This is a genomic window from Shewanella oneidensis MR-1, from assembly GCF_000146165.2.
Taxonomy (GTDB): Bacteria; Pseudomonadota; Gammaproteobacteria; order Enterobacterales; family Shewanellaceae; genus Shewanella; species Shewanella oneidensis.
Map to the genome: position 1 here is coordinate 678,493 of NC_004347.2, position 17,258 is coordinate 695,750.

The following is a 17,258-nucleotide window of genomic DNA, read 5'->3' on the forward strand; positions in this document are numbered from 1 at the left end:
TGTTTGTTTAACATTAATCTTAAAGAGGGAAGCCTAAATGGATTTTAATGCAATCGCTAAGGTAACGCAGGATTATGAGGAAGCCTGTGATCAAAAATCAGTATTGGTCGACTATCTATTAAAACTGATCGATAGAGCTAATGGCAATTTAGGCATTGAACGGGTTAAACAAGAGGCCATAAAAATCATGGATTGTGAGTTAGCCTTCCAGCATCGACCTGTGTTTAATCCCCAAAGCGATGATTGCTATTGTGCATTGGATGTGGTTTTTACAAAGAACAAAGATGTAGATATCATCATTAACACATTTTATGTACATAAATATGGCTTTGTTTTTATCAAAAACGCTGATGTATATGAAAACTGGTTAACTGATAGAGAAATGGATTTATTAACAGATGCGACGCTAAGAGACAAAGTTTTATCCCCTATAGTGTCAGCGCTACTTAAACACTTAGAAAACTAATCCCGAAACCTTTCCAATCCGCTCCAAACCCTTAAGCCGAGACAATGAACCTATGTTCACTGTCTCGGTTTTTTTATGGCCTGTTCTGGTCTAATCCCATCGGACACTTAATTTTGAGACAGTATGGTCAATAAATTAAGAGGTCTATATGAGTCTGAAAAAATCACATAAGAGTTATCCGCAGGCATTTAAAGATGAAGCCGTCTTGATGGTGCTGGAGCAAGGTTATAGCGTTGCCGATGCGGCAAAGTCTCTTGGAGTTAGCACGAGCCTGCTTTACAACTGGAAGGAAAAACACGAAGCCCTGCAACAAGGCATCACCTTAGAAGAGTCTGAGCGTGATGAGTTGAAGCGATTGCGTAGAGAAAACAAAGAATTACGCATGGAAAAAGAAATTCTAAAAAAGGCAAGCGCCTTCTTTGCGAGAGAAATGAAGTAAGATTTCGTTTCATCAAACTGCAATCTCACCTGTTTCCCATAACACTGTTATGTCGAGTAATGAGTGTCAGTAAGTCAGGCTATTACGATTGGCATAAACGCCCTGCAAACGTGATAAGCGTTGAAACACTGAAGCTTTATCGCCTTGTTCGACAGCTATTTAAGCAAAGTCGAGGCAGCTTAGGGAATCGTGAAATGGTGAAGAAATTGCGCAAGGAAGGCTACCAGGTTGGTCGCTATCTCGTTCGTAAAATTATGCACCGCCTTCGACTCAAAGCAACCCAGCGATGTGCTTACAAGGTGACGACACAGCGAAAACACTCAGATGCAGTGGCTGATAACCTGTTAAACATGAACTTTAATCCAGTATCGGCTAATCAGGTCTGGGCGGGTGACGTGACCTATTTAAAGACGGGTGAAGGCTGGATGTACTTAGCTGTGGTGATGGATTTATATTCACGCCGGATTGTGGGATGGCGCATAGACAAACGCATGACCACAGATTTGATATCCAAGGCATTAATAAAAGCCTACAACCTGCGACAACCAGCGCGAGGGCTGGTATTTCACAGTGACCGAGGCTCGCAATATACCAGTAAACAATTCGGTAGGCTGCTATCGAGCTATGGTATCCGAGCCAGCATGGGTGATGTGGGTGCGTGTTGGGATAATGCCGTTGTTGAGCGATTCTTTGGTAGCTTGAAACACGATTGGATTTTTAAAGTTGCTCAACCAACAAGGGAGTTTATGAAGCAAGATGTGACGGCTTACATCAAATATTACAACTTGGAGCGACTTCATTCTGCTAATAACGATCTGTCACCTGTAGAGTTTGAGAATTCTCAAGTAAAAGTGTCCAGTTTGGGTTGACCAGTACAGCCTTCATTTCACATAACAAGGTGCGCAGCGGCGTTAACAGCATGCCGATTGCCAATGCTCGACCCTCTGGCTTTCATATCAGTCGCATTCAAAACCGAGTCTATCGGCAATGCGCATTAGACGGCTTTAATGCTCGCCTTCGTGCAGAGTTAGCGGCGCACTTAGCTGCAGAGAATGCAGGCGATGTGCCTGCCACTAAGGTTACTACCGAGCTTGAACAAAAAGTTCCGCTTTATAGCCACAGCGCCACCCGCCAGAGTTATTACTCCCAGGGCTGGCATGCTGTCACCTATCTGCACGTATTGAGAGCAAAGGAAAAAGCCCGCGAACAACGCAAGGCACAAGCTATAGAGGTGCCGAATGAACAGTAAACTCAAGGCATTTTTAATGGCAGCAGGCTTAAGTTCGGCTGCAATTACTGGCGCACAGCTTACAGATAAATGGGAGGGCAATAGCCTAACGGTTTATGTCGATGCTGTAGGTGTGCTCACCGCTTGCCGTGGCCATACAAGCAAAGACTTAAAGCTTGGGCAAACCTTTACTGAGCAGGAGTGCATGGAGATTTTCGCCAAGGATATCGCCCGTGCCGACAAGCAGCTGCTGCAACTCACGGCCACTGTAAGGCTCACTGATAGTGAGCACGCGGCTTACCTGTCGTTTATGCACTGGGCGGGATACGGCAACTTTGCCAGCTCAACTCTGCGTAAAAAGCTGTTAGCTGGGGATCGTGTGGGAGCCTGCAAGGAGCTAACCCAAGCCTGTTCTACTAACCAGCAAACGGGTGAGCGCGTTTGCAATGGTTGGACGTATGGCACCCGCCTAGGTGTCAAAGTGCGCCTTAATGGACTGATTAAGCGCCGAGCCGAAGAGCAAGCCATTTGCCTCTCCGAACTCACAGTCGGAGGGTTAACGCAATGACGCCCGCCCAAATTAGTACCGCTATTCAATGGCTAATCGTGTCGCTTTTTGTGGCAGTGCTTTGTTTAGCTCAATACCAATTAGCGACAACAAGAAACCAGCTTACCCAAGCGCTCGTGGATAAATCAACGTTGCAAACCGATGCGGATAACTTGGCGGAAAGCTTGCGCAAATCCAATGCCGATAAGGCCGCATTAGCGGCCGAATCAGAGCAGCTTGCCCTGCAATTACAGCAAGTCTCGCTGCAAAAGGCAGAGCTAATAGGTCGCCATCACGCCCTTAAAAACCAACTCAATCAACTGTTGCAGGACACTACCAATGAAGATGCTAAAGCATGGCGCGATGCTCATGTGCCTAACGATGTTGTGCGCTTGCTCAGCCACGCAGCCGATTGTGCGCAACGTGCCCGTTTACACGACAGCGTATGTGTTACCGCCCGTAGTTCTGATGCGCGAGTGCCAAGTGACCCAAGTGCCACAACCCGAGATCCAGTGCCTGCTAACGCAGCAAACCGTGTGCCTAGCCAATCCAGCAATGGCCGAGCTGATGCTGTCTCTGATCGCTGACTTAGGGCAATGCAACCTTGACTGGCAAACCCTGCACGATTGGCGACAACGCCATCAAACAGACCAAACAAAATAAGCCAAATATTAGGAATAGGCATGGACGAAAACGATTGGGCGAGCACGATGGAAACTCGCGAGCGTGATGCTTGCATTGATGCCGCCCGCCACAAACAACAGCCTCAAGGCAATGGCATCTGTATTGATTGCTTAGAGCCAAATGAGCCACAGCGGCTTAACGAGTTGCGCTGTATTAGTTGCCAACAGGATGAAGATAAGCGCCAAAAGCAGCGCTATGGGACGCGTTTATGATCGAATCGTTATTTGAATTTTTCGGCAAATACTGGGGCTTTATTGGCAGCGTGATTAGCGTTTTCTGCGCCTTATTGATGGCGTGGTTTAGTACTCGCTTTACCCCTCGCATCGAGCACGAAAAGGTGGTTCAAAAGGTGGCCGAAATCGACAAGCGCCTAAGCGAAACCGAAATGCAGTTGGAGTACATGCCGACTCGTGACGAACTGCATGCCCTAGATAAAACCCTCGAAGGCTTAGGTGCTCGCTTTGGCGCAATGGAACAAGGCATTAGGCGACTCGAAACTAAGACCGACATGCTACTCGAAAACGAACTAGCTCAAACGCACAAAGGAGGTAACTAATGTCGATACAGCAAATTATCAATGAGCACCAACGCCGCAGTATTTTAACGGCGCTCAGTGCCATGGTTGGCTTTGGTGCTAACCATTCCATGGTACGTGAAACATGCGCCACTTTTGGCGTAGAAATGAGTAACGATGTTATTAAAACTCAACTCTATTGGCTTGAAGAGCAAGGATTAGTCAGCATCAAAACTCAAGGTAACTACTTAATTGCGGAACTTAAAGCGCGTGGTCAAGACGTAGTCGATGGTTTAGCGAATGTTCCTGGCATTAAGCGTCCCAGTGCGAGGGAATAGCCATGGCCGTTAAACCGTTAACCGCTGGCCAAAAGAAAGTGCTTTATCACTTAGCCCTCGCTTTGGTTGCCGCTGATGTAGAAAACCAAGTCATTAAACCAATGATGGAAAAAGAGGGTAAGCGGTATACCGAGGGCGAGTTCCGCAAGATGTATTTCGCCAAAGTTCCTCAAGTCGCGCAGGCCGAGAGAGCGTTGCAAAACGCGATGGCTCAAGCGCAGAAGGATCTTGCGGCTTCTATAAAATCATCTAAAGGAGCTGACAATGGCAAATGAAACCCGAGGCCGACGCTCTAAGGTAGATTTACTGCCAGCCAATATCCGCAAACGCTTGGATAGCGGCCTGCGTGATGGCTCGATTCAGCAGACTGAGTTACTTGAAGAAATTAACGCCCTTATCAAAGCAGCTGGGTTGCCGAAGGATAATCTTCTGTCTCGCGCAGGCATTAACCGCTATGCCACCAAGATGGAGGCCGTGGGTAAATCCTTAAGGGAAATGCGTGAGATCACCCAAGTGTGGACGGCAGAACTGGGCGATAAACCCACGGGCGAAGTGACCAAATTCATCCTTGAAATTGGCCGTTCACAGCTCCTAAAAGCAATGTTAAACGAGTCTGAAAGCGATATGGCCGACGTTGGTCTGATTAAAGATGCCATGCTTGCGGTGCAGCGTTTGGAGTCTGCCGCCATGGCCAGCCATAAGCGCGAGAAAGAGATCCGCCAAGCCTTTGCCGCCGAGGCCGCACATGCTGCTGAGAAGGTGGCCAAGTCCGCAGGCTTAACCAGTGATGCCGTAGCAATGCTTAAACGCGAGATATTGGGGATTGCCTAATGACCATTAAGAAAAAGGTTTTAGCTGCCGCCACTGCGGTAGCGTTAGCTATAACACCAACGGCAAACAGTTTTGATCCCACGTATGAGGCTAGTTGCCTAAGTCGCTTTGATCCTAAAGAGGTGCTGCTCGGTTATCAAAAGCGCTGGATTGCCGATGAGTCACCCTTAAAAATTGGTGAAAAGTCACGTCGCACCGGCTTAACGTGGGCAGAAGCCGCCGACGCTTCACTGACTGCAGGGGCCGCCCGTGGCCAAGGCGGTACCAACCATTTTTACGTGGGCAGTAACAAAGAGATGGCCCGCGAGTTTATTGATGCTGCGGCCATGTGGGCGAAGGTATTTGATAAAGCAGCGGGCGAAATCCAAGAGGAAATGTTTGTCGATGATGGTCAAGAAGGTAAAGAGATCCTGACCTTCGCCATTTACTTTTCTTCTGGCTTTAAAATCCAGGCGCTATCTTCCAATCCCTCAAACCTGCGGGGTATGCAGGGTAACGTCACCATAGACGAGGCCGCATTCCACGAACGCTTAGCCGAAGTACTTAAGGCCGCTCTGGCGCTAACAATGTGGGGCGCAAAAGTGCGCCTTATCTCTACCCATAACGGTATCGATAACCTGTTTAACGAGCTAATTAACGATTCCCGCGCAGGCAAAAAAGACTACAGCATTCACCGAATCACCTTGGACGATGCCTGTGCCGAGGGGCTTTACCAGCGCATCTGCCAAATCCGCGGTATTGAGTGGAGCCAAGCGGCCGAAGATGACTGGAAAGCCAAGCTACTTAAGGCCACCGCTACCGAAGAGGACGCGCTGGAGGAATACTTCTGCGTGCCTAAGTCGGGTGGAGGTTCGTACCTTAGCCGTGCTTTGATTGAATCGCGCATGGCAAGTGTTGAACACAGTGGCCCTGTGGTTCGGCTTGAGAAAAAGAACGACTTTGGTGAATGGCCTGAGGGGTTACGAACTGCCGAGATCGCTGACTGGTGCAGTAGTGAGCTACTGCCCATACTGCTTACTCTCGACCAGTCACGCCCCCATGTCTTTGGAGAGGACTTTGCCCGCAGTGGCGACTTAACCGTGATCGATGTGGGTGAAATCGCCCAAGATTTGCACATTAAAACCAAGCTACAGGTCGAGCTTAAAAATATTCCCTTTCGCCAACAAGAGCAGATCCTGTTCTACATTGTTGACCGTCTGCCTCGATTGCGCGGTGGTGCAATGGATGCGCGTGGTAATGGCCAAGCATTGGCTGAATACGCCAGAGACCGTTATGGCTCAGAGGTGATCGAGTGCGTGATGCTGAGTGAGAGCTTTTACCGCGAACAGATGCCGCGCTTTAAGTCCCACTTTGAAGATGCACTGCTCACCATCCCCCGTGATGACGACACCCGCACCGACTTACAAGCCTTGGTGATAAATAACCGTGGTACTCCATGCCTAGGTGATGTGCGTACAGGCAAAGAAAAAGAACGTCACGGCGATGCTGCGATTAGTTTATTCCTGATGGTCTATGCCACCACGCTCGATGGTGCGCCCATCGAATTTACCCCTATCCCTAAGAGTGATCACCGCAATCCAAATGCCCATGCAAGTGCCCATGAGGATGATGATCATCAACTGCAGCGAGGTTGCTGGTAATGCAAGAGAAAACAACGGAATCACGGATTTTAGACGCCACAGGCCGCCCCTTTAAAGTGCGTGAGGCTAAGGAGCTACAAACCGACGATGTGCGCCTAGCTGGGCTGCATCGAACTTTTAGCAACCATCCTAGTAGCGGGTTAACGCCCGCCAGTGCTGCCAGTATTTTACTGAGCGCCGAACAAGGGGATCTTATCGCTCAATGCGAGCTGGCCGAGGATATCGAAGAGAAAGACGGTCATCTTTTTGCCGAACTCGACAAGCGCAAACGGGCATTGATTGGCGTCGATTACTATCTGGAACCGCCCAGCAACCCCACCCCACAGGAAAAGGCCGATACTGAGTATCTGCAACAAATGCTGGAGGAAGGCGGTTGGATTAAGTCGCTTATCAAAAGCATCGCCGATGCCATTCTTAAGGGGTTTAGCATGCACGAGCTTGCCTGGTCGCGTGAGCTGGGCGAGTGGTTTGTCGAGGTGCCAGAGTATCGCGATCCCTCGTGGTTTATGACTCACCCCGAGCGCCGCAATGAGCTACGACTGCGTGACTCAACTCATGAGGGTGCAGAGCTGTGGCCCTTTGGTTGGATTAAACATATCCACCCTGCCAAGTCGGGCTATGTGAGCCGCAGTGGTTTGGTGCGCCAATTGATTTGGCCATTCATTTTTAAAAACTACAGCGTGCGTGATTTGGCCGAGTTCCTTGAGATCTACGGTTTACCGCTGCGCATTGGTCAGTATCCAGCGGGAGCCAGCGATGGGGAAAAACGTGCCCTATTAAACGCGGTCATGAGCATTGGCCACAATGCGGGCGGCATTATGCCCAAGGGCATGGTGATGGATTTTCATAGCGCTGCGACAGGCCAAGCCGATCCGTTTGAACTCATGATGACATGGGCTGAAAAGACCATGAGCAAGGTGATTTTGGGCGGCACCTTAACCACCCAAGCCGATGGCAAAAGCTCCACCAATGCGTTAGGTAACGTGCATAACGAAGTGCGCCAAGAGCTGCGTGATGCCGACCTTGCGTTAGTTGCCGAGACCTTAACCCGCGATTTAATCGCGCCCCTCTATGCGCTTAACTGTAAGAGTTACCGCAGCCACCGCCGTCACCCTCGTTTGGTGTTTGATACCACCGAGGCCGAAGATTTACGCGCCTTGGCCTATCCGCTGCGGGCGTTCGTGAGTATGGGCATGCAGATCCCGCAAAACTGGCTGCATGAAAAGACCCGTATACCTAAACCTGCTAATGGCGAAGCTGTGCTGGTGATCCAACAGGACGACCCTAATGCCACTGCTGCCAGCCAGACGGCCTTGGCAGCACTCTCTGCGAAAGAGGGGGCCGCCAAGCAGCCAGATGCCTCGTTAAATGAACCGAGCCAAACCGCCTTAGATAAGGCGCTAGATGCACTCACCCAAGGCCAAATGAGTGAAGCCTATATGGGGATGGTTGAGCCATTACTGGCACAACTGCAGAGCGAGCCGGAGCAGCTGCGCGCCCAGCTGGAACAGAACTATCCCAACATGGATACCGAGCAGCTTACCGAAACACTTGCGCGGTTAATGTTTGTGGCTGAACTGTGGGGAATGGCAAATGCCTAAACAAAGAGTGCCTGAAACTGTTGATTTAAGCATTGCCATTAACCAAGCCCCCGCTGATGCGGTGGCTTATTTTCGTGCCAAGGGTTTTGCCATCAGTGACGATTGGCAAGATGTCTGGACGCGCGCCCATGCCCGTGCGTTTACGGTGGCAAAGGCTACCCAAATGGATGTGCTCACGGCGATCCGCAATGAGGTTGATGCGGCCCTAAGCCAAGGGTTAACCGCTAAGCAGTTTCAGGCCAACCTTAAACCGCAGCTTGAAAAGCTAGGATGGTGGGGTAAAAAGGAAGTTGATGGCCGCGAGGTTCAGCTGGGCAGTCCCTACCGCTTAAACACTATCTACCGCCAGAATCTGCAAACCGCATATATGGCTGGGCGCTATCGGCGCATGTTGTCGCGTACTAAAACCCACCCCTATTGGCAGTATGTGGCGATTGATGACGGCCAAACTCGCCCAGCCCATGCGCGGCTGAGGGGTAAAGTGTTCCGCTTTGACGATCCGATATGGGACATTATCTATCCGCCCAATGGTTGGGGCTGTCGTTGCCGCGTTCGGGCGCTCACCGAAGCGCAGGTGAAGGCCATGGGCCTGACGGTGGAAAATGGCGAAGGCTATATCCATCGCTTTGATACCGAGACAGTGGCGCGTGGCACGGGTGAGGTATTAACCGTGCCCCATGCGCGGATTGATCTGCCCGATGGCAGCAGCATGAGTCCCGATTTAGGTTGGGCCTATAGTCCAGGCGAAGCCGCCTTTGGTACCGATGTTGCCGTCGCTAAAAAGCTTGGCAGCATTCAATCCCTCGATACCCGCGCCCAGTTTATTCAAGCCCTCAATAACAGCCCGCTGCGCCAAGCTCAGTTCGCCCAGTGGACGGATGAAGTACTCGCCACTCATCCAGGGCAAAAGCGGCGTCCTGGATTAGGCGTCCAGGCGTTAGGTTTTATGACGCCCTCGATCCAAGCTGCGGTAACAGCACGTTTAGGCGCAGAACCCACCGCATTGCTTGCCATTGGCGAGAAGCAGCTGGTGCACGCAGATAGCCCGCGTCATATCAAAGAGGGGGTGGCATTAACTCGGGATGAGTATCAGCAATTACCCTTGATGTTGGCACAACCTGAGGCCGTGTTATGGGATAGCAAGAATCAGAATTTGTTGTATGTCTATGCTACTGAGGATGATGGACGTAAGGTTAAAGTGATCATTAATAGCGCGTGGAAGATGAAGCGCCAGCAAGCAATGGATGCGGTGATCAACGTTTATAAGATCAATGCTGTGGACTTAAAGCACGGACAGTATGAACTGTTAGAGGGCAAGCTGGAGGGATAGCGGACGATATGGTGGGAGTCGAACCCACATACACACGATTTACGCCTAAGCGCTTAATCGAGTCTGCTTTACCAATTAAGAGTACACATCGTTCGCTAGATCAGTATACCACTGTAGCCAGCGGTTAACAGTGTGAGGGATGAAAAAATGAACAAGGTTGAAATCGTCTTAAGTGATTCCCCTGTGCTGCAAGTACTAGGGAGTTTGCTGGATAAGCTCGATGACTTTAGCGAACCCATGAACTATATCGCTGGCGTTCTGGAGTCCGCTACCGAAGGGGCCTTTGAGGCCGAGGCCGATCCCGTTACAGGTCAAGCTTGGCAATCCTTAAGTGATGCCTATCTTAAAGCTAACCCCAAACGCCAGGGCGGTAAGATACTGCAGGCCAGTGCTGGCGGGCTAGCTGCCAGCGTAACAGCCGACAGCGGCGACTTTTGGGCGGCGATTGGGAGCAATAAAATCTATGCCGCTATTCACCAGTTCGGCGGTACCGACGATATGCCAGCAGGCCCCGCGGGCATTCCGTCACGGCCATACCTAGGCGTAAGCCGTGAGGATGAGCAGTCCATGTTAGGGATCTTGGGGGAGTATTTGAGTTAGCTAAGTGATTATTTAAAAACATCATTCATTTTTAAAACTCTGATCTAATCAGAATCTGTCACATCGTCTGAACAAAGGCAGTCATACAACATAATTGATCTTGCATCATTGTTAGCTATCTGGACTCTATCGAGTAACTTTGTTGCTTCATCAGTTTGAAATATATCGTTAAATGGTTTAAGCATGTCCATTGCTTCTTTTAGATACACAGCAGCAAATTCAGTGCTGTTATTTATATCGTAGTAGGTTAATGCTAGCTGAGTATAAAGGCACAAAAGCGCTTCTAGCTCCTGCCAAGAGCTATTAGGAGCTTCATATTGTAACCTGAATTTTTCAGCCAGTTGGTTAAACATATTCTTGTCTTTGGTTGGCATGTAGACATTCAAAACATGTGCGTAGGTCATCTCATTCAGACTGTTGGCATAAGTTGAAAAAGCCCCTCGATCAGAATTTATACCCCCTAATGTAATGTCATCTTCATTGACCTTACAGTTAAGCATGTTGTCACATTTGGTTTTCATCGTTGCCATTAATCTAAGCAATTCATTTAGTTTTGCTTCTTTGTGTAGATGATCAACCTGAGCCTCCATTGCCTTGCGGCTTAAAGCGGTCTCCTCTTTGGTTTCAGCAAGTTCTTGGCGGGTAAGCGCTAGCTCTTGTCGCGAAAGGGCCAGTTCATCCATCTGATACTTTAATGACCATACGAGCAGGCTAACAGTAGCAAAACCAAGAATTGGGTTTAGCACGCCCCCAAAGTAATCCCCAAAGGCACCAAAGTCACCTTTATCCCCGACACCACCGTGAAAGATTGAAAAGTACAAAATCAGTAAACAACCCGCGACAAAGGCAAGTAACTTGATGAGCCATTTAAAAGACTTTTCAGCAGTAGGAGCTTTAGCCTGATCGGTTTGAGGTAGTTTAGGGGGATTGGTGGTCATAGGCCGTCCTTGGAGGTGAAAGTGAGACCGCCATTCTAAGGGGAAGGCGCTTTTAGATCAAAGCGCTAAAACGCATTTTAAGCGGCTTGGTTCTCAATTTGGTACGATGGCTTAGTGCAAAACCACTTAAACGCTTTAACATGGATTTAAACGGGTTTTAAACTGGGTTATCTTGGATGCGTTAAGGTAATTTCTAATGAACAGGGAGATCAGAAATGGGATGCACAAGTTTTTTCAACGAGGCCGTAACGCTAGATAATAATCCAGGGGTGAGATGCAAACCACAACAGGTTGAGGTGGTTGATAATCACTTAGTGCCAGAAATTGTGATAGGCCCATTAGATGACGCATATGCTGGTGTATATGCCACGTTCAATGACGGGAAACAATTTGAGCGATTTGTAGAAGCTGTTAACGATTTGCATGAAAGATTAAAGGGTGGGCATGAGTAGCTTCCGTTATTTACACGATCAAAGATTACTTTAAGGATTGCCGTTATGGAAAAGGAATTTATCGGACTATTAGGCGTTGTTGTTGGCTTCGTGCTAAATCTGGCCTATGGATCTTGGGGGAAGCGTAAGCAACGGAAACAAGAACAGTACTATCTTGCTATACTTGTAACGATGCACCTCGATAGATTTTTTGATGAAGCTGTTTGGTTATGTGGTGATAACGGGAGACCTGATCAAGAAGGTTGCTATATTTCCACAACCCCTTATCCCAAGCTTGAGTTACCAACCAAGGATGTAGATTGGCGTTGTCTACCGCAGGATCTAATGAAGGATATTTTGTGGTTACCTGAGTGTATACGTAGTGCGCAGGACTTAATTGCAAGTGCGTCTGAATACGCAGCTAGTCCTCCATATTTCGAAGAGTTCTTTGAAACGAGGCAGTATGAGTTTGCTAAGCTGGCTCTTTCGGTAAATAAGATGTCTATGAGATTGAGGAAATTGGCAAATTTGCCCATGAGAAAAATTAGTGATGAGAGTTATGATCCTATCACTGCTTTGATAAAAATAGTTTCCAAGGTTGATAAAGTGCGTGATGAAAGGCACTTGAATAGACGTAGACTTTTGAAAGAGATGCGCGTTACACAAAAGACATCTAACTAATCTTATTTTTCCAATCAGCCAGTTCGCTCTAACAAGGATTTAAATGGGTTTTAAACTGGGTTATGCTCAATGCTTCGTTTGTTTATCATAAACTAAGGTGAAACAAGTTGAGTGAGCAAGTCAAAAAAACTTCTGTTGAAACAATGCGGGAGGTGGATTTGCCGAAGCTTGTGGGGGGGCTGCTTGCCACCAGCAAGATGTTCAGTGAGATGTCTTCTCCTCAGTTTATGGATCGTCAGCTTGCCACCAGCAAGATGTTCAGTGAGATGTCTTCACCTCAGTTTATCGATCGTCAGCTTGCCACCAGCAAGATTTTCAGTGAGATGTCTTCACCTCAGTTTATGGAGCGTCAGCTTGCCACCAGCAAGATGTTCAGTGAGATGTCTTCACCTCAGTTTATGGAGCGTCAACTTGCCACCAGCAAGATGTTCAGTGAGATGTTTTCACCTCAGTTTATAGCGCGCCAGCTTGCCACCAACAAGATGTTCAGTGAGATGCCTTCACCTCAGTTTATGGATCGTCAGCTTGCCACCAGCAAGATGTTCAGTGAGATGTCTTCACCTCAGTTTATGGAGCGTCAGCTTGCCACCAGCAAGATGTTCAGTGAGATGTCTTCACCTCAGTTTATGGAGCGTCAACTTGCCACCAGCAAGATGTTCAGTGAGATGTTTTCACCTCAGTTTATAGAGCGCCAGCTTGTCACCAGCAAGATGTTCAGTGAGATGTTTTCACATCAGTTTATGGAGCGTCAGCTTAATAATTCAGTTTCGAAAATGATTCAAGAACTGAGTAACTCTGTTAACTTACAGTATTTCGTCGGTCGCCTCACAACAGATAGTTTTTCTCACTTAATGAGACAAGCTGAAATTGTTGATATAAGTGTGCTGGATGATTTTGATGAATCAGACATTCAAGCATTTAAAGAATATTCGCAAAGCGAATTAAGTCAAAAACCTGAGCAATTTATTGCGACCCAAACAAATCAACCATCAAAATATGGGCAGTTAATTATTTCAATTATTTTCGAACTATTGAAAATTTTTATTTACCCTTATTTATTCGCTATATTGCAGGCTCATGTAACTTTGCCATTCTTAAGTACTTCTAAAACTGCTACGGAAAAACAAGTCATTATTGCTGCAAAGAGAGACTTTTGCGAAGAACAGCTTTCTGTTTGCCGCTTTGTTAAATCTCCGAAACTGAATGTTCGAGCTGCTGCTGGGAAAAAGTACCAAGTAATCGATGCCTTAAATTTTGGTCAGGGTGTAATCATTGACGCATCAGAAATTAACGAAAAAGATAGGGATTGGGTATTTGTCCATTATTACGATAAAGCTAGCGAAAGTTACAAAAATGGCTGGGTATTTAGGCGTTATCTAAGACGTTACGTTCCGTAATCCCGAAACCTTTCCAATCCGCTAGTTCACTCCACTCGATCATGATGGGCACTCCAATGTTATTGAGAGTGCCGCTGTGTCAAAGTCCAAAACCCAAACCACTATTGCCATTGGTGTTGCTGCGCTTAGTAGCACCATAGCAATTAACCCAAGCACCACGGGCGTACTGTTCGGTGAAGATGGCTATATTCAGGCATTGCCTGATGGCCATTTTGCTGCCGTTGATGGTCGCCCTGATGATGTGCCGGGTGGGAAATGGTTGATGGATGCTGCGGCCTTTGCGGCCCTAAAAGCAAATACCCCCCATAAAGCCGGTGATCTGGTTATTGACTACGAACACCAAACCCTCAACAAAGAACAAAATGGCCAGCCTGCGCCTGCTTCTGGCTGGTTCAATATCGATGATGTGCAATATCGCCAAGGGCAGGGCTTGTTTATTAAGCCGCGCTTTACCGATAACGCTATCGCCCACCTTAACGCTAAAGAGTATCGCTATTTCTCTTTGGTCTTTGGATACGACAAGGCCACTGGCCGCCCCCTGTTTATCCATTCTGCTGCGTTAACTAACCGTCCAGGTGTGGATGGCATGTTGCCACTCGCCGCGCTGGCCGCACTGGCAGCTCTTGATACAAGCCTCAATGCAAATGCTTTACCTCATCCAACCCAACCGGAGGGACTCCATGTGAATCCACTATTAATGAAACTGTTAGCCGCCTTAGGTATTGAGATTGCCGAAGGTAGCGAGCCAACCGAAGCACAGCTTAACGATGCGTTAAAGCGCATTGACGATCTGGTTAAAGCGGCGGGCAGTGTCGATGGCCTTAAGCAAGAAGTGGCGGCACTAACGGCTAAAGTCGGCACCGTTGACTTAAGCGAGTATGTGCCAGTGTCGACAGCAAACGCCCTTCGCGCGCAGCTGGTGGCGCTCACTGCTGAAAACGGCGTGCTTACTGTTGAACAAACCGTTAAGGCGGCGATTGATGAGGGCAAAGCCTTTGAGTGTGAGCGCGATTACCTCACCCAATTGGGCAATCAAAACATGGCAGCACTCACAGCCAACATTAATGCCCGCACCCCCATCGCGGCATTAACCGCTAAGCAAACCACCACAGTTCCCTATCCTACCAAGGACAAGGACACCAAACTCGCGGCACTGACTGCCGACCAAATCAAACTGGCCGATTCTTGGGGCATGTCGCACGCTGACGTTGCTAAAGCATTAGCCGCTGAACAGGAGCAAAAATAATGGCTGCGATTAATGCTGCAGTATTACAAGCCCTGCGCACTATGGTGCGTAGCGAGTTTCAAAATGCTTTGACCAAGACTGAGCCACTGTATTTAAAAATTGCCTCAGTCGTGCCAAGCAATACTAAGTCCAATACCTATGGCTGGTTAGGCTCGATGCCGACTATGCGGGAGTGGATTGGTGCCCGTGTGATCAACTCCATCAAGGAGCATGGTTACTCAATCACTAACCGTACCTTTGAAACCACCATTGGGATCTGCCGCGATGATGTAGAAGACGAGGTTATCGGTACCTATAAGCCTATGGTGCAAGCCTTAGCGCAGGAAGGTGAAGAGTTTCCCGACGATTTGGTGTTCGAGCTATTAGCCGATGGTTTTAGCACTTTGTGTTACGACGGGCAGAACTTTTTTGATACAGACCATCCCGTTAACGAAAAGCACGATGGCACTGGGGACAATGTTTCAGTGGCCAATATGGCCCTAGATGCGGCCTATACGGGTGAGCCTTGGTTCCTACTCGATACTACCCGCCCACTTAAGCCTGTGATCTTCCAGGAGCGCCGCAAGCTGGATTTAAACACCTTGTTTAACCCTACTGATCCAGCGGTATGGACTAACAACGAGTTCCAGTTCGGTACCGATATGCGCTGTGAAGCAGGCTTTGGCTTCTGGCAAATGGCCTTTGCCAACAAGCGCGCCCTCAACGCAGACAACCTGTGGGACACCATCGAGAAGATGAAAGCCTTCAAACGTGATGGCGGTAAGAAGCTCAAGATCCGTCCAAGTCTGTTGGTTGTTCCAAGTTCGTTGGAACAGGCCGCCACTAAGTTACTTACCAGAGAGCTTATCGATGAGAACGGCACCACGGTGGAGAACGAGCTGAAAGGCAAGGTCGAGCTGTTAGTGGTTCCGCAGTTGTAAGCGCTAATCGAATCGGCACAGGGACGTGCCACCCAATCACTGTGTTTTCACTTTACGAGGTAGCAATGAAATGGCCCAAATTTCTGATCAAACTCAAGATAACGTTCCAGTCCTTATGGTGGTTAGTCGTCAGCCCAATGGCTATCGCCGTGCTGGGTTGGCCTTCAACAAAGGCGATAACCATTTGCCGCTGGCCGAGCTGTCGGATGAACAAGTCGCAGCGATTAAAGCTGATACCCGCCTTAAGGTTTTCGAGACCTCAATGGCAATGGATTCGACGGGGAGTCTGGACATTCCAAACGGTGATCCGTCACTGACCAGCCAAGACACCACTGCGCCAGTGCCACTCAGTTTTGCCGAGGCGATTGCCAAGCTCGACAAGGCAAACAATGAGCACTTTACCTCAAGTGGTAAGCCGCAATGCAGCGCCCTTGAAGCCTTAATGGGCCAACCCATTAGTGCCGCTGAACGTGATGCGCAATGGGCTGCATTTACCGCTAACGCTGACGGTGAATAGCCATGGCTCAAGTGATGTACGCCACCCCAGACAATATGCTCAGCCGCTTTGGTGAGCAGGATTTAACCCTGCTGACCGAACGTGAGGACAGTGTGCCAGGGGAAATCAATCTCGCTTTGCTGGAGCAAGCGCTGAGTGATGCATCGGCTGAGATTGATGGCTATATCGCGGGCCGTTATGTGCTGCCGTTAACCACGGTTCCCGCCGTGCTGGAGCGTAACTGCTGCGATATCGCCCGTTACTTTTTGTATGGCGATAAAGCCCCTGAACAGGTCGAGAAGCGCTATGCCGCCGTGGTGAAGTTTTTAACCGCAGTGAGTAAGGGCGATATCAGTTTAGGGCTGGCAACAACGGGCGAAACCGCAGACCAAAGTGAGTTGGTTATCAGCATCGAAAGCGCGGGCAGTGTGTTTGGTCGCAAGTCAGCTAAGGGGTTTATCTGATGTTTGAGATTAAAGATAACTACCTGGCTGCGGGTGAAGCGTTAACCCAATTGCTTGAACCATTAGTCGCTAGCCAGAAGCTGAAAAAGGTCTATCAAGCCAATGAGCTAAGCGAAGTAGATGAGCGCAGCCAAATCACTCCCGCCGCCCATGTGCTCTATCTGGGCGATGGGCTGGATGAAACTGCCCAAGGTGGCAATAGCAGCCAAGTTAAGCAGACCTGGCTTGTGGTACTAGCGTGTCGTTTATCCATCCACGAACGCCCCGCAGGTGAGCTGCTAGTCAGCCTATTAAACGCGGTTGTGGGCAAGTCCATTGCAGTTGATGGTCAGATGCTTGGCCCATTTGTACGCGTTAACAGTGCCGTTAAACCCCGTTTCACCAAAAGCCATGGTTATTACCCTGTGGCTGTGAGTGTGAAGCTGAGATTCAAACCTAGCTAACCCAACAACTTAAGATGAGGAAAA

The 17,258-nt window shown here is 48.7% G+C and carries 23 protein-coding genes and 1 tRNA gene; 22 read left to right on the top strand and 2 right to left on the bottom strand.

All coding sequences use genetic code 11. The annotated features are described in order from the left end of the window. Nucleotides 1-37 precede the first annotated feature (37 nt). The 13 genes from SO_RS03105 to SO_RS03165 all read left to right on the top strand — a co-directional run bounded on the left by SO_RS03105 (nt 38) and on the right by SO_RS03165 (nt 9,618). A complete protein-coding gene (locus tag SO_RS03105) occupies nt 38-466 on the top strand; it encodes a Mu phage protein (protein ID WP_011070980.1) in 429 nt (142 codons plus the stop codon). 148 nt (nt 467-614) lie between these two features. Further along, a protein-coding gene (locus SO_RS03110) for an IS3-like element ISSod1 family transposase (RefSeq protein ID WP_141135407.1) occupies nt 615-1,774 on the top strand; the annotation gives its coding sequence in 2 pieces (ribosomal slippage) (nt 615-864 and nt 864-1,774; 1,161 coding nt in all). Between the two features lie 50 nt (nt 1,775-1,824). Continuing rightward, nucleotides 1,825-2,154, top strand: coding sequence for a phage protein (locus SO_RS03115; RefSeq protein ID WP_011070981.1), 330 nt, complete (start codon nt 1,825-1,827; stop codon nt 2,152-2,154). Next, nucleotides 2,144-2,701, top strand: a complete 558-nt coding sequence (locus SO_RS03120; protein ID WP_011070982.1) for a lysozyme — start codon at nt 2,144-2,146, stop codon at nt 2,699-2,701. Before SO_RS03115 ends, SO_RS03120 begins: the two co-directional genes overlap by 11 nt. Continuing rightward, nucleotides 2,698-3,267 (top strand): Mu phage conserved phage protein, encoded by a 570-nt coding sequence (locus SO_RS03125; RefSeq protein ID WP_011070983.1) that lies wholly within the window; start codon nt 2,698-2,700, stop codon nt 3,265-3,267. The genes SO_RS03120 and SO_RS03125 overlap by 4 nt, the downstream gene beginning before the upstream one ends. A gap of 96 nt (nt 3,268-3,363) precedes the next feature. Then, nucleotides 3,364-3,576 (top strand): hypothetical protein, encoded by a 213-nt coding sequence (locus SO_RS03130; protein WP_011070984.1) that lies wholly within the window; start codon nt 3,364-3,366, stop codon nt 3,574-3,576. Continuing rightward, complete coding sequence (locus SO_RS03135) at nt 3,573-3,920, top strand: DUF2730 domain-containing protein (protein ID WP_011070985.1); 348 nt, start codon at nt 3,573-3,575, stop codon at nt 3,918-3,920. Before SO_RS03130 ends, SO_RS03135 begins: the two co-directional genes overlap by 4 nt. Further along, nucleotides 3,920-4,216 carry a VpaChn25_0724 family phage protein gene (locus tag SO_RS03140; RefSeq protein WP_011070986.1) on the top strand — a complete coding sequence of 99 codons (297 nt, stop codon included), beginning with the start codon at nt 3,920-3,922 and terminating at the stop codon, nt 4,214-4,216. The genes SO_RS03135 and SO_RS03140 overlap by 1 nt, the downstream gene beginning before the upstream one ends. Before the next feature lie 2 nt (nt 4,217-4,218). Further along, nucleotides 4,219-4,491, top strand: coding sequence for a phage protein (locus SO_RS03145; protein WP_011070987.1), 273 nt, complete (start codon nt 4,219-4,221; stop codon nt 4,489-4,491). After that, a complete protein-coding gene (locus SO_RS03150) occupies nt 4,481-5,047 on the top strand; it encodes a DUF3486 family protein (RefSeq protein ID WP_011070988.1) in 567 nt (188 codons plus the stop codon). The genes SO_RS03145 and SO_RS03150 overlap by 11 nt, the downstream gene beginning before the upstream one ends. Then, on the top strand, nt 5,047-6,687 hold the full coding sequence (locus SO_RS03155) for a terminase large subunit domain-containing protein (protein WP_011070989.1): 1,641 nt from the start codon (nt 5,047-5,049) through the stop codon (nt 6,685-6,687). The genes SO_RS03150 and SO_RS03155 overlap by 1 nt, the downstream gene beginning before the upstream one ends. Continuing rightward, nucleotides 6,687-8,288, top strand: coding sequence for a DUF935 domain-containing protein (locus SO_RS03160; RefSeq protein ID WP_011070990.1), 1,602 nt, complete (start codon nt 6,687-6,689; stop codon nt 8,286-8,288). Before SO_RS03155 ends, SO_RS03160 begins: the two co-directional genes overlap by 1 nt. Continuing rightward, entirely contained in the window at nt 8,281-9,618 is a 1,338-nt protein-coding gene (locus SO_RS03165; protein WP_011070991.1) for a phage head morphogenesis protein, read from the top strand. The genes SO_RS03160 and SO_RS03165 overlap by 8 nt, the downstream gene beginning before the upstream one ends. A gap of 3 nt (nt 9,619-9,621) precedes the next feature. On the opposite strand, the gene SO_RS03170 is transcribed toward SO_RS03165, so the two are convergent. Next, nucleotides 9,622-9,709 (bottom strand) — tRNA-OTHER (locus SO_RS03170). 56 nt (nt 9,710-9,765) lie between these two features. Here SO_RS03170 and SO_RS03175 point away from each other — a divergent pair. Then, nucleotides 9,766-10,218 carry a phage virion morphogenesis protein gene (locus SO_RS03175; protein WP_011070993.1) on the top strand — a complete coding sequence of 151 codons (453 nt, stop codon included), beginning with the start codon at nt 9,766-9,768 and terminating at the stop codon, nt 10,216-10,218. A gap of 44 nt (nt 10,219-10,262) precedes the next feature. Here the strand turns inward: SO_RS03175 and SO_RS03180 are convergent, their stop codons facing one another. Next, a complete protein-coding gene (locus SO_RS03180) occupies nt 10,263-11,156 on the bottom strand; it encodes a hypothetical protein (protein ID WP_011070994.1) in 894 nt (297 codons plus the stop codon). Between the two features lie 215 nt (nt 11,157-11,371). Here SO_RS03180 and SO_RS03185 point away from each other — a divergent pair, with 215 nt between their 5' ends. From SO_RS03185 to SO_RS03220, 8 genes are all read left to right on the top strand, one after another. Continuing rightward, nucleotides 11,372-11,608 carry a phage protein gene (locus SO_RS03185; RefSeq protein WP_011070995.1) on the top strand — a complete coding sequence of 79 codons (237 nt, stop codon included), beginning with the start codon at nt 11,372-11,374 and terminating at the stop codon, nt 11,606-11,608. Nucleotides 11,609-11,653: 45 nt separating this feature from the next. Next, the gene (locus SO_RS03190) at nt 11,654-12,268 is read left to right on the top strand and encodes a hypothetical protein (RefSeq protein WP_011070996.1); all 615 of its coding nucleotides are present in this window, start codon (nt 11,654-11,656) and stop codon (nt 12,266-12,268) included. A 107-nt stretch (nt 12,269-12,375) separates the two neighbouring features. Further along, nucleotides 12,376-13,665, top strand: coding sequence for an SH3 domain-containing protein (locus SO_RS03195; protein WP_164925612.1), 1,290 nt, complete (start codon nt 12,376-12,378; stop codon nt 13,663-13,665). Nucleotides 13,666-13,741: 76 nt separating this feature from the next. Beyond that, a complete protein-coding gene (locus tag SO_RS03200) occupies nt 13,742-14,911 on the top strand; it encodes a phage protease (protein ID WP_011070998.1) in 1,170 nt (389 codons plus the stop codon). Beyond that, nucleotides 14,911-15,831, top strand: a complete 921-nt coding sequence (locus SO_RS03205; RefSeq protein WP_011070999.1) for a Mu-like prophage major head subunit gpT family protein — start codon at nt 14,911-14,913, stop codon at nt 15,829-15,831. Before SO_RS03200 ends, SO_RS03205 begins: the two co-directional genes overlap by 1 nt. A gap of 70 nt (nt 15,832-15,901) precedes the next feature. Next, nucleotides 15,902-16,348, top strand: coding sequence for an HI1506-related protein (locus tag SO_RS03210; RefSeq protein WP_011071000.1), 447 nt, complete (start codon nt 15,902-15,904; stop codon nt 16,346-16,348). 2 nt (nt 16,349-16,350) lie between these two features. After that, on the top strand, nt 16,351-16,791 hold the full coding sequence (locus SO_RS03215) for a gp436 family protein (protein ID WP_011071001.1): 441 nt from the start codon (nt 16,351-16,353) through the stop codon (nt 16,789-16,791). Then, complete coding sequence (locus tag SO_RS03220) at nt 16,791-17,234, top strand: phage tail terminator protein (protein ID WP_011071002.1); 444 nt, start codon at nt 16,791-16,793, stop codon at nt 17,232-17,234. Before SO_RS03215 ends, SO_RS03220 begins: the two co-directional genes overlap by 1 nt. The last annotated feature ends 24 nt before the right edge of the window (nt 17,235-17,258 follow it).

What these genes read in the sequence shown, in the direction of transcription:
- SO_RS03145 (WP_011070987.1), top strand. Translation starts at nt 4,219, where the DNA reads ATGGCCGTTAAACCGTTAACCGCTGGCCAAAAGAAAGTGCTTTATCAC.
- SO_RS03215 (WP_011071001.1), top strand. Translation starts at nt 16,351, where the DNA reads ATGGCTCAAGTGATGTACGCCACCCCAGACAATATGCTCAGCCGCTTT.
- SO_RS03150 (WP_011070988.1), top strand. Translation starts at nt 4,481, where the DNA reads ATGGCAAATGAAACCCGAGGCCGACGCTCTAAGGTAGATTTACTGCCA.
- SO_RS03220 (WP_011071002.1), top strand. Translation starts at nt 16,791, where the DNA reads ATGTTTGAGATTAAAGATAACTACCTGGCTGCGGGTGAAGCGTTAACC.
- SO_RS03130 (WP_011070984.1), top strand. Translation starts at nt 3,364, where the DNA reads ATGGACGAAAACGATTGGGCGAGCACGATGGAAACTCGCGAGCGTGAT.
- SO_RS03105 (WP_011070980.1), top strand. Translation starts at nt 38, where the DNA reads ATGGATTTTAATGCAATCGCTAAGGTAACGCAGGATTATGAGGAAGCC.
- SO_RS03120 (WP_011070982.1), top strand. Translation starts at nt 2,144, where the DNA reads ATGAACAGTAAACTCAAGGCATTTTTAATGGCAGCAGGCTTAAGTTCG.
- SO_RS03190 (WP_011070996.1), top strand. Translation starts at nt 11,654, where the DNA reads ATGGAAAAGGAATTTATCGGACTATTAGGCGTTGTTGTTGGCTTCGTG.
- SO_RS03155 (WP_011070989.1), top strand. Translation starts at nt 5,047, where the DNA reads ATGACCATTAAGAAAAAGGTTTTAGCTGCCGCCACTGCGGTAGCGTTA.
- SO_RS03140 (WP_011070986.1), top strand. Translation starts at nt 3,920, where the DNA reads ATGTCGATACAGCAAATTATCAATGAGCACCAACGCCGCAGTATTTTA.
- SO_RS03180 (WP_011070994.1), bottom strand. Translation starts at nt 11,156, where the DNA reads ATGACCACCAATCCCCCTAAACTACCTCAAACCGATCAGGCTAAAGCT.
- SO_RS03115 (WP_011070981.1), top strand. Translation starts at nt 1,825, where the DNA reads ATGCCGATTGCCAATGCTCGACCCTCTGGCTTTCATATCAGTCGCATT.
- SO_RS03210 (WP_011071000.1), top strand. Translation starts at nt 15,902, where the DNA reads ATGGCCCAAATTTCTGATCAAACTCAAGATAACGTTCCAGTCCTTATG.
- SO_RS03165 (WP_011070991.1), top strand. Translation starts at nt 8,281, where the DNA reads ATGCCTAAACAAAGAGTGCCTGAAACTGTTGATTTAAGCATTGCCATT.
- SO_RS03205 (WP_011070999.1), top strand. Translation starts at nt 14,911, where the DNA reads ATGGCTGCGATTAATGCTGCAGTATTACAAGCCCTGCGCACTATGGTG.
- SO_RS03135 (WP_011070985.1), top strand. Translation starts at nt 3,573, where the DNA reads ATGATCGAATCGTTATTTGAATTTTTCGGCAAATACTGGGGCTTTATT.
- SO_RS03175 (WP_011070993.1), top strand. Translation starts at nt 9,766, where the DNA reads ATGAACAAGGTTGAAATCGTCTTAAGTGATTCCCCTGTGCTGCAAGTA.
- SO_RS03125 (WP_011070983.1), top strand. Translation starts at nt 2,698, where the DNA reads ATGACGCCCGCCCAAATTAGTACCGCTATTCAATGGCTAATCGTGTCG.
- SO_RS03160 (WP_011070990.1), top strand. Translation starts at nt 6,687, where the DNA reads ATGCAAGAGAAAACAACGGAATCACGGATTTTAGACGCCACAGGCCGC.
- SO_RS03185 (WP_011070995.1), top strand. Translation starts at nt 11,372, where the DNA reads ATGGGATGCACAAGTTTTTTCAACGAGGCCGTAACGCTAGATAATAAT.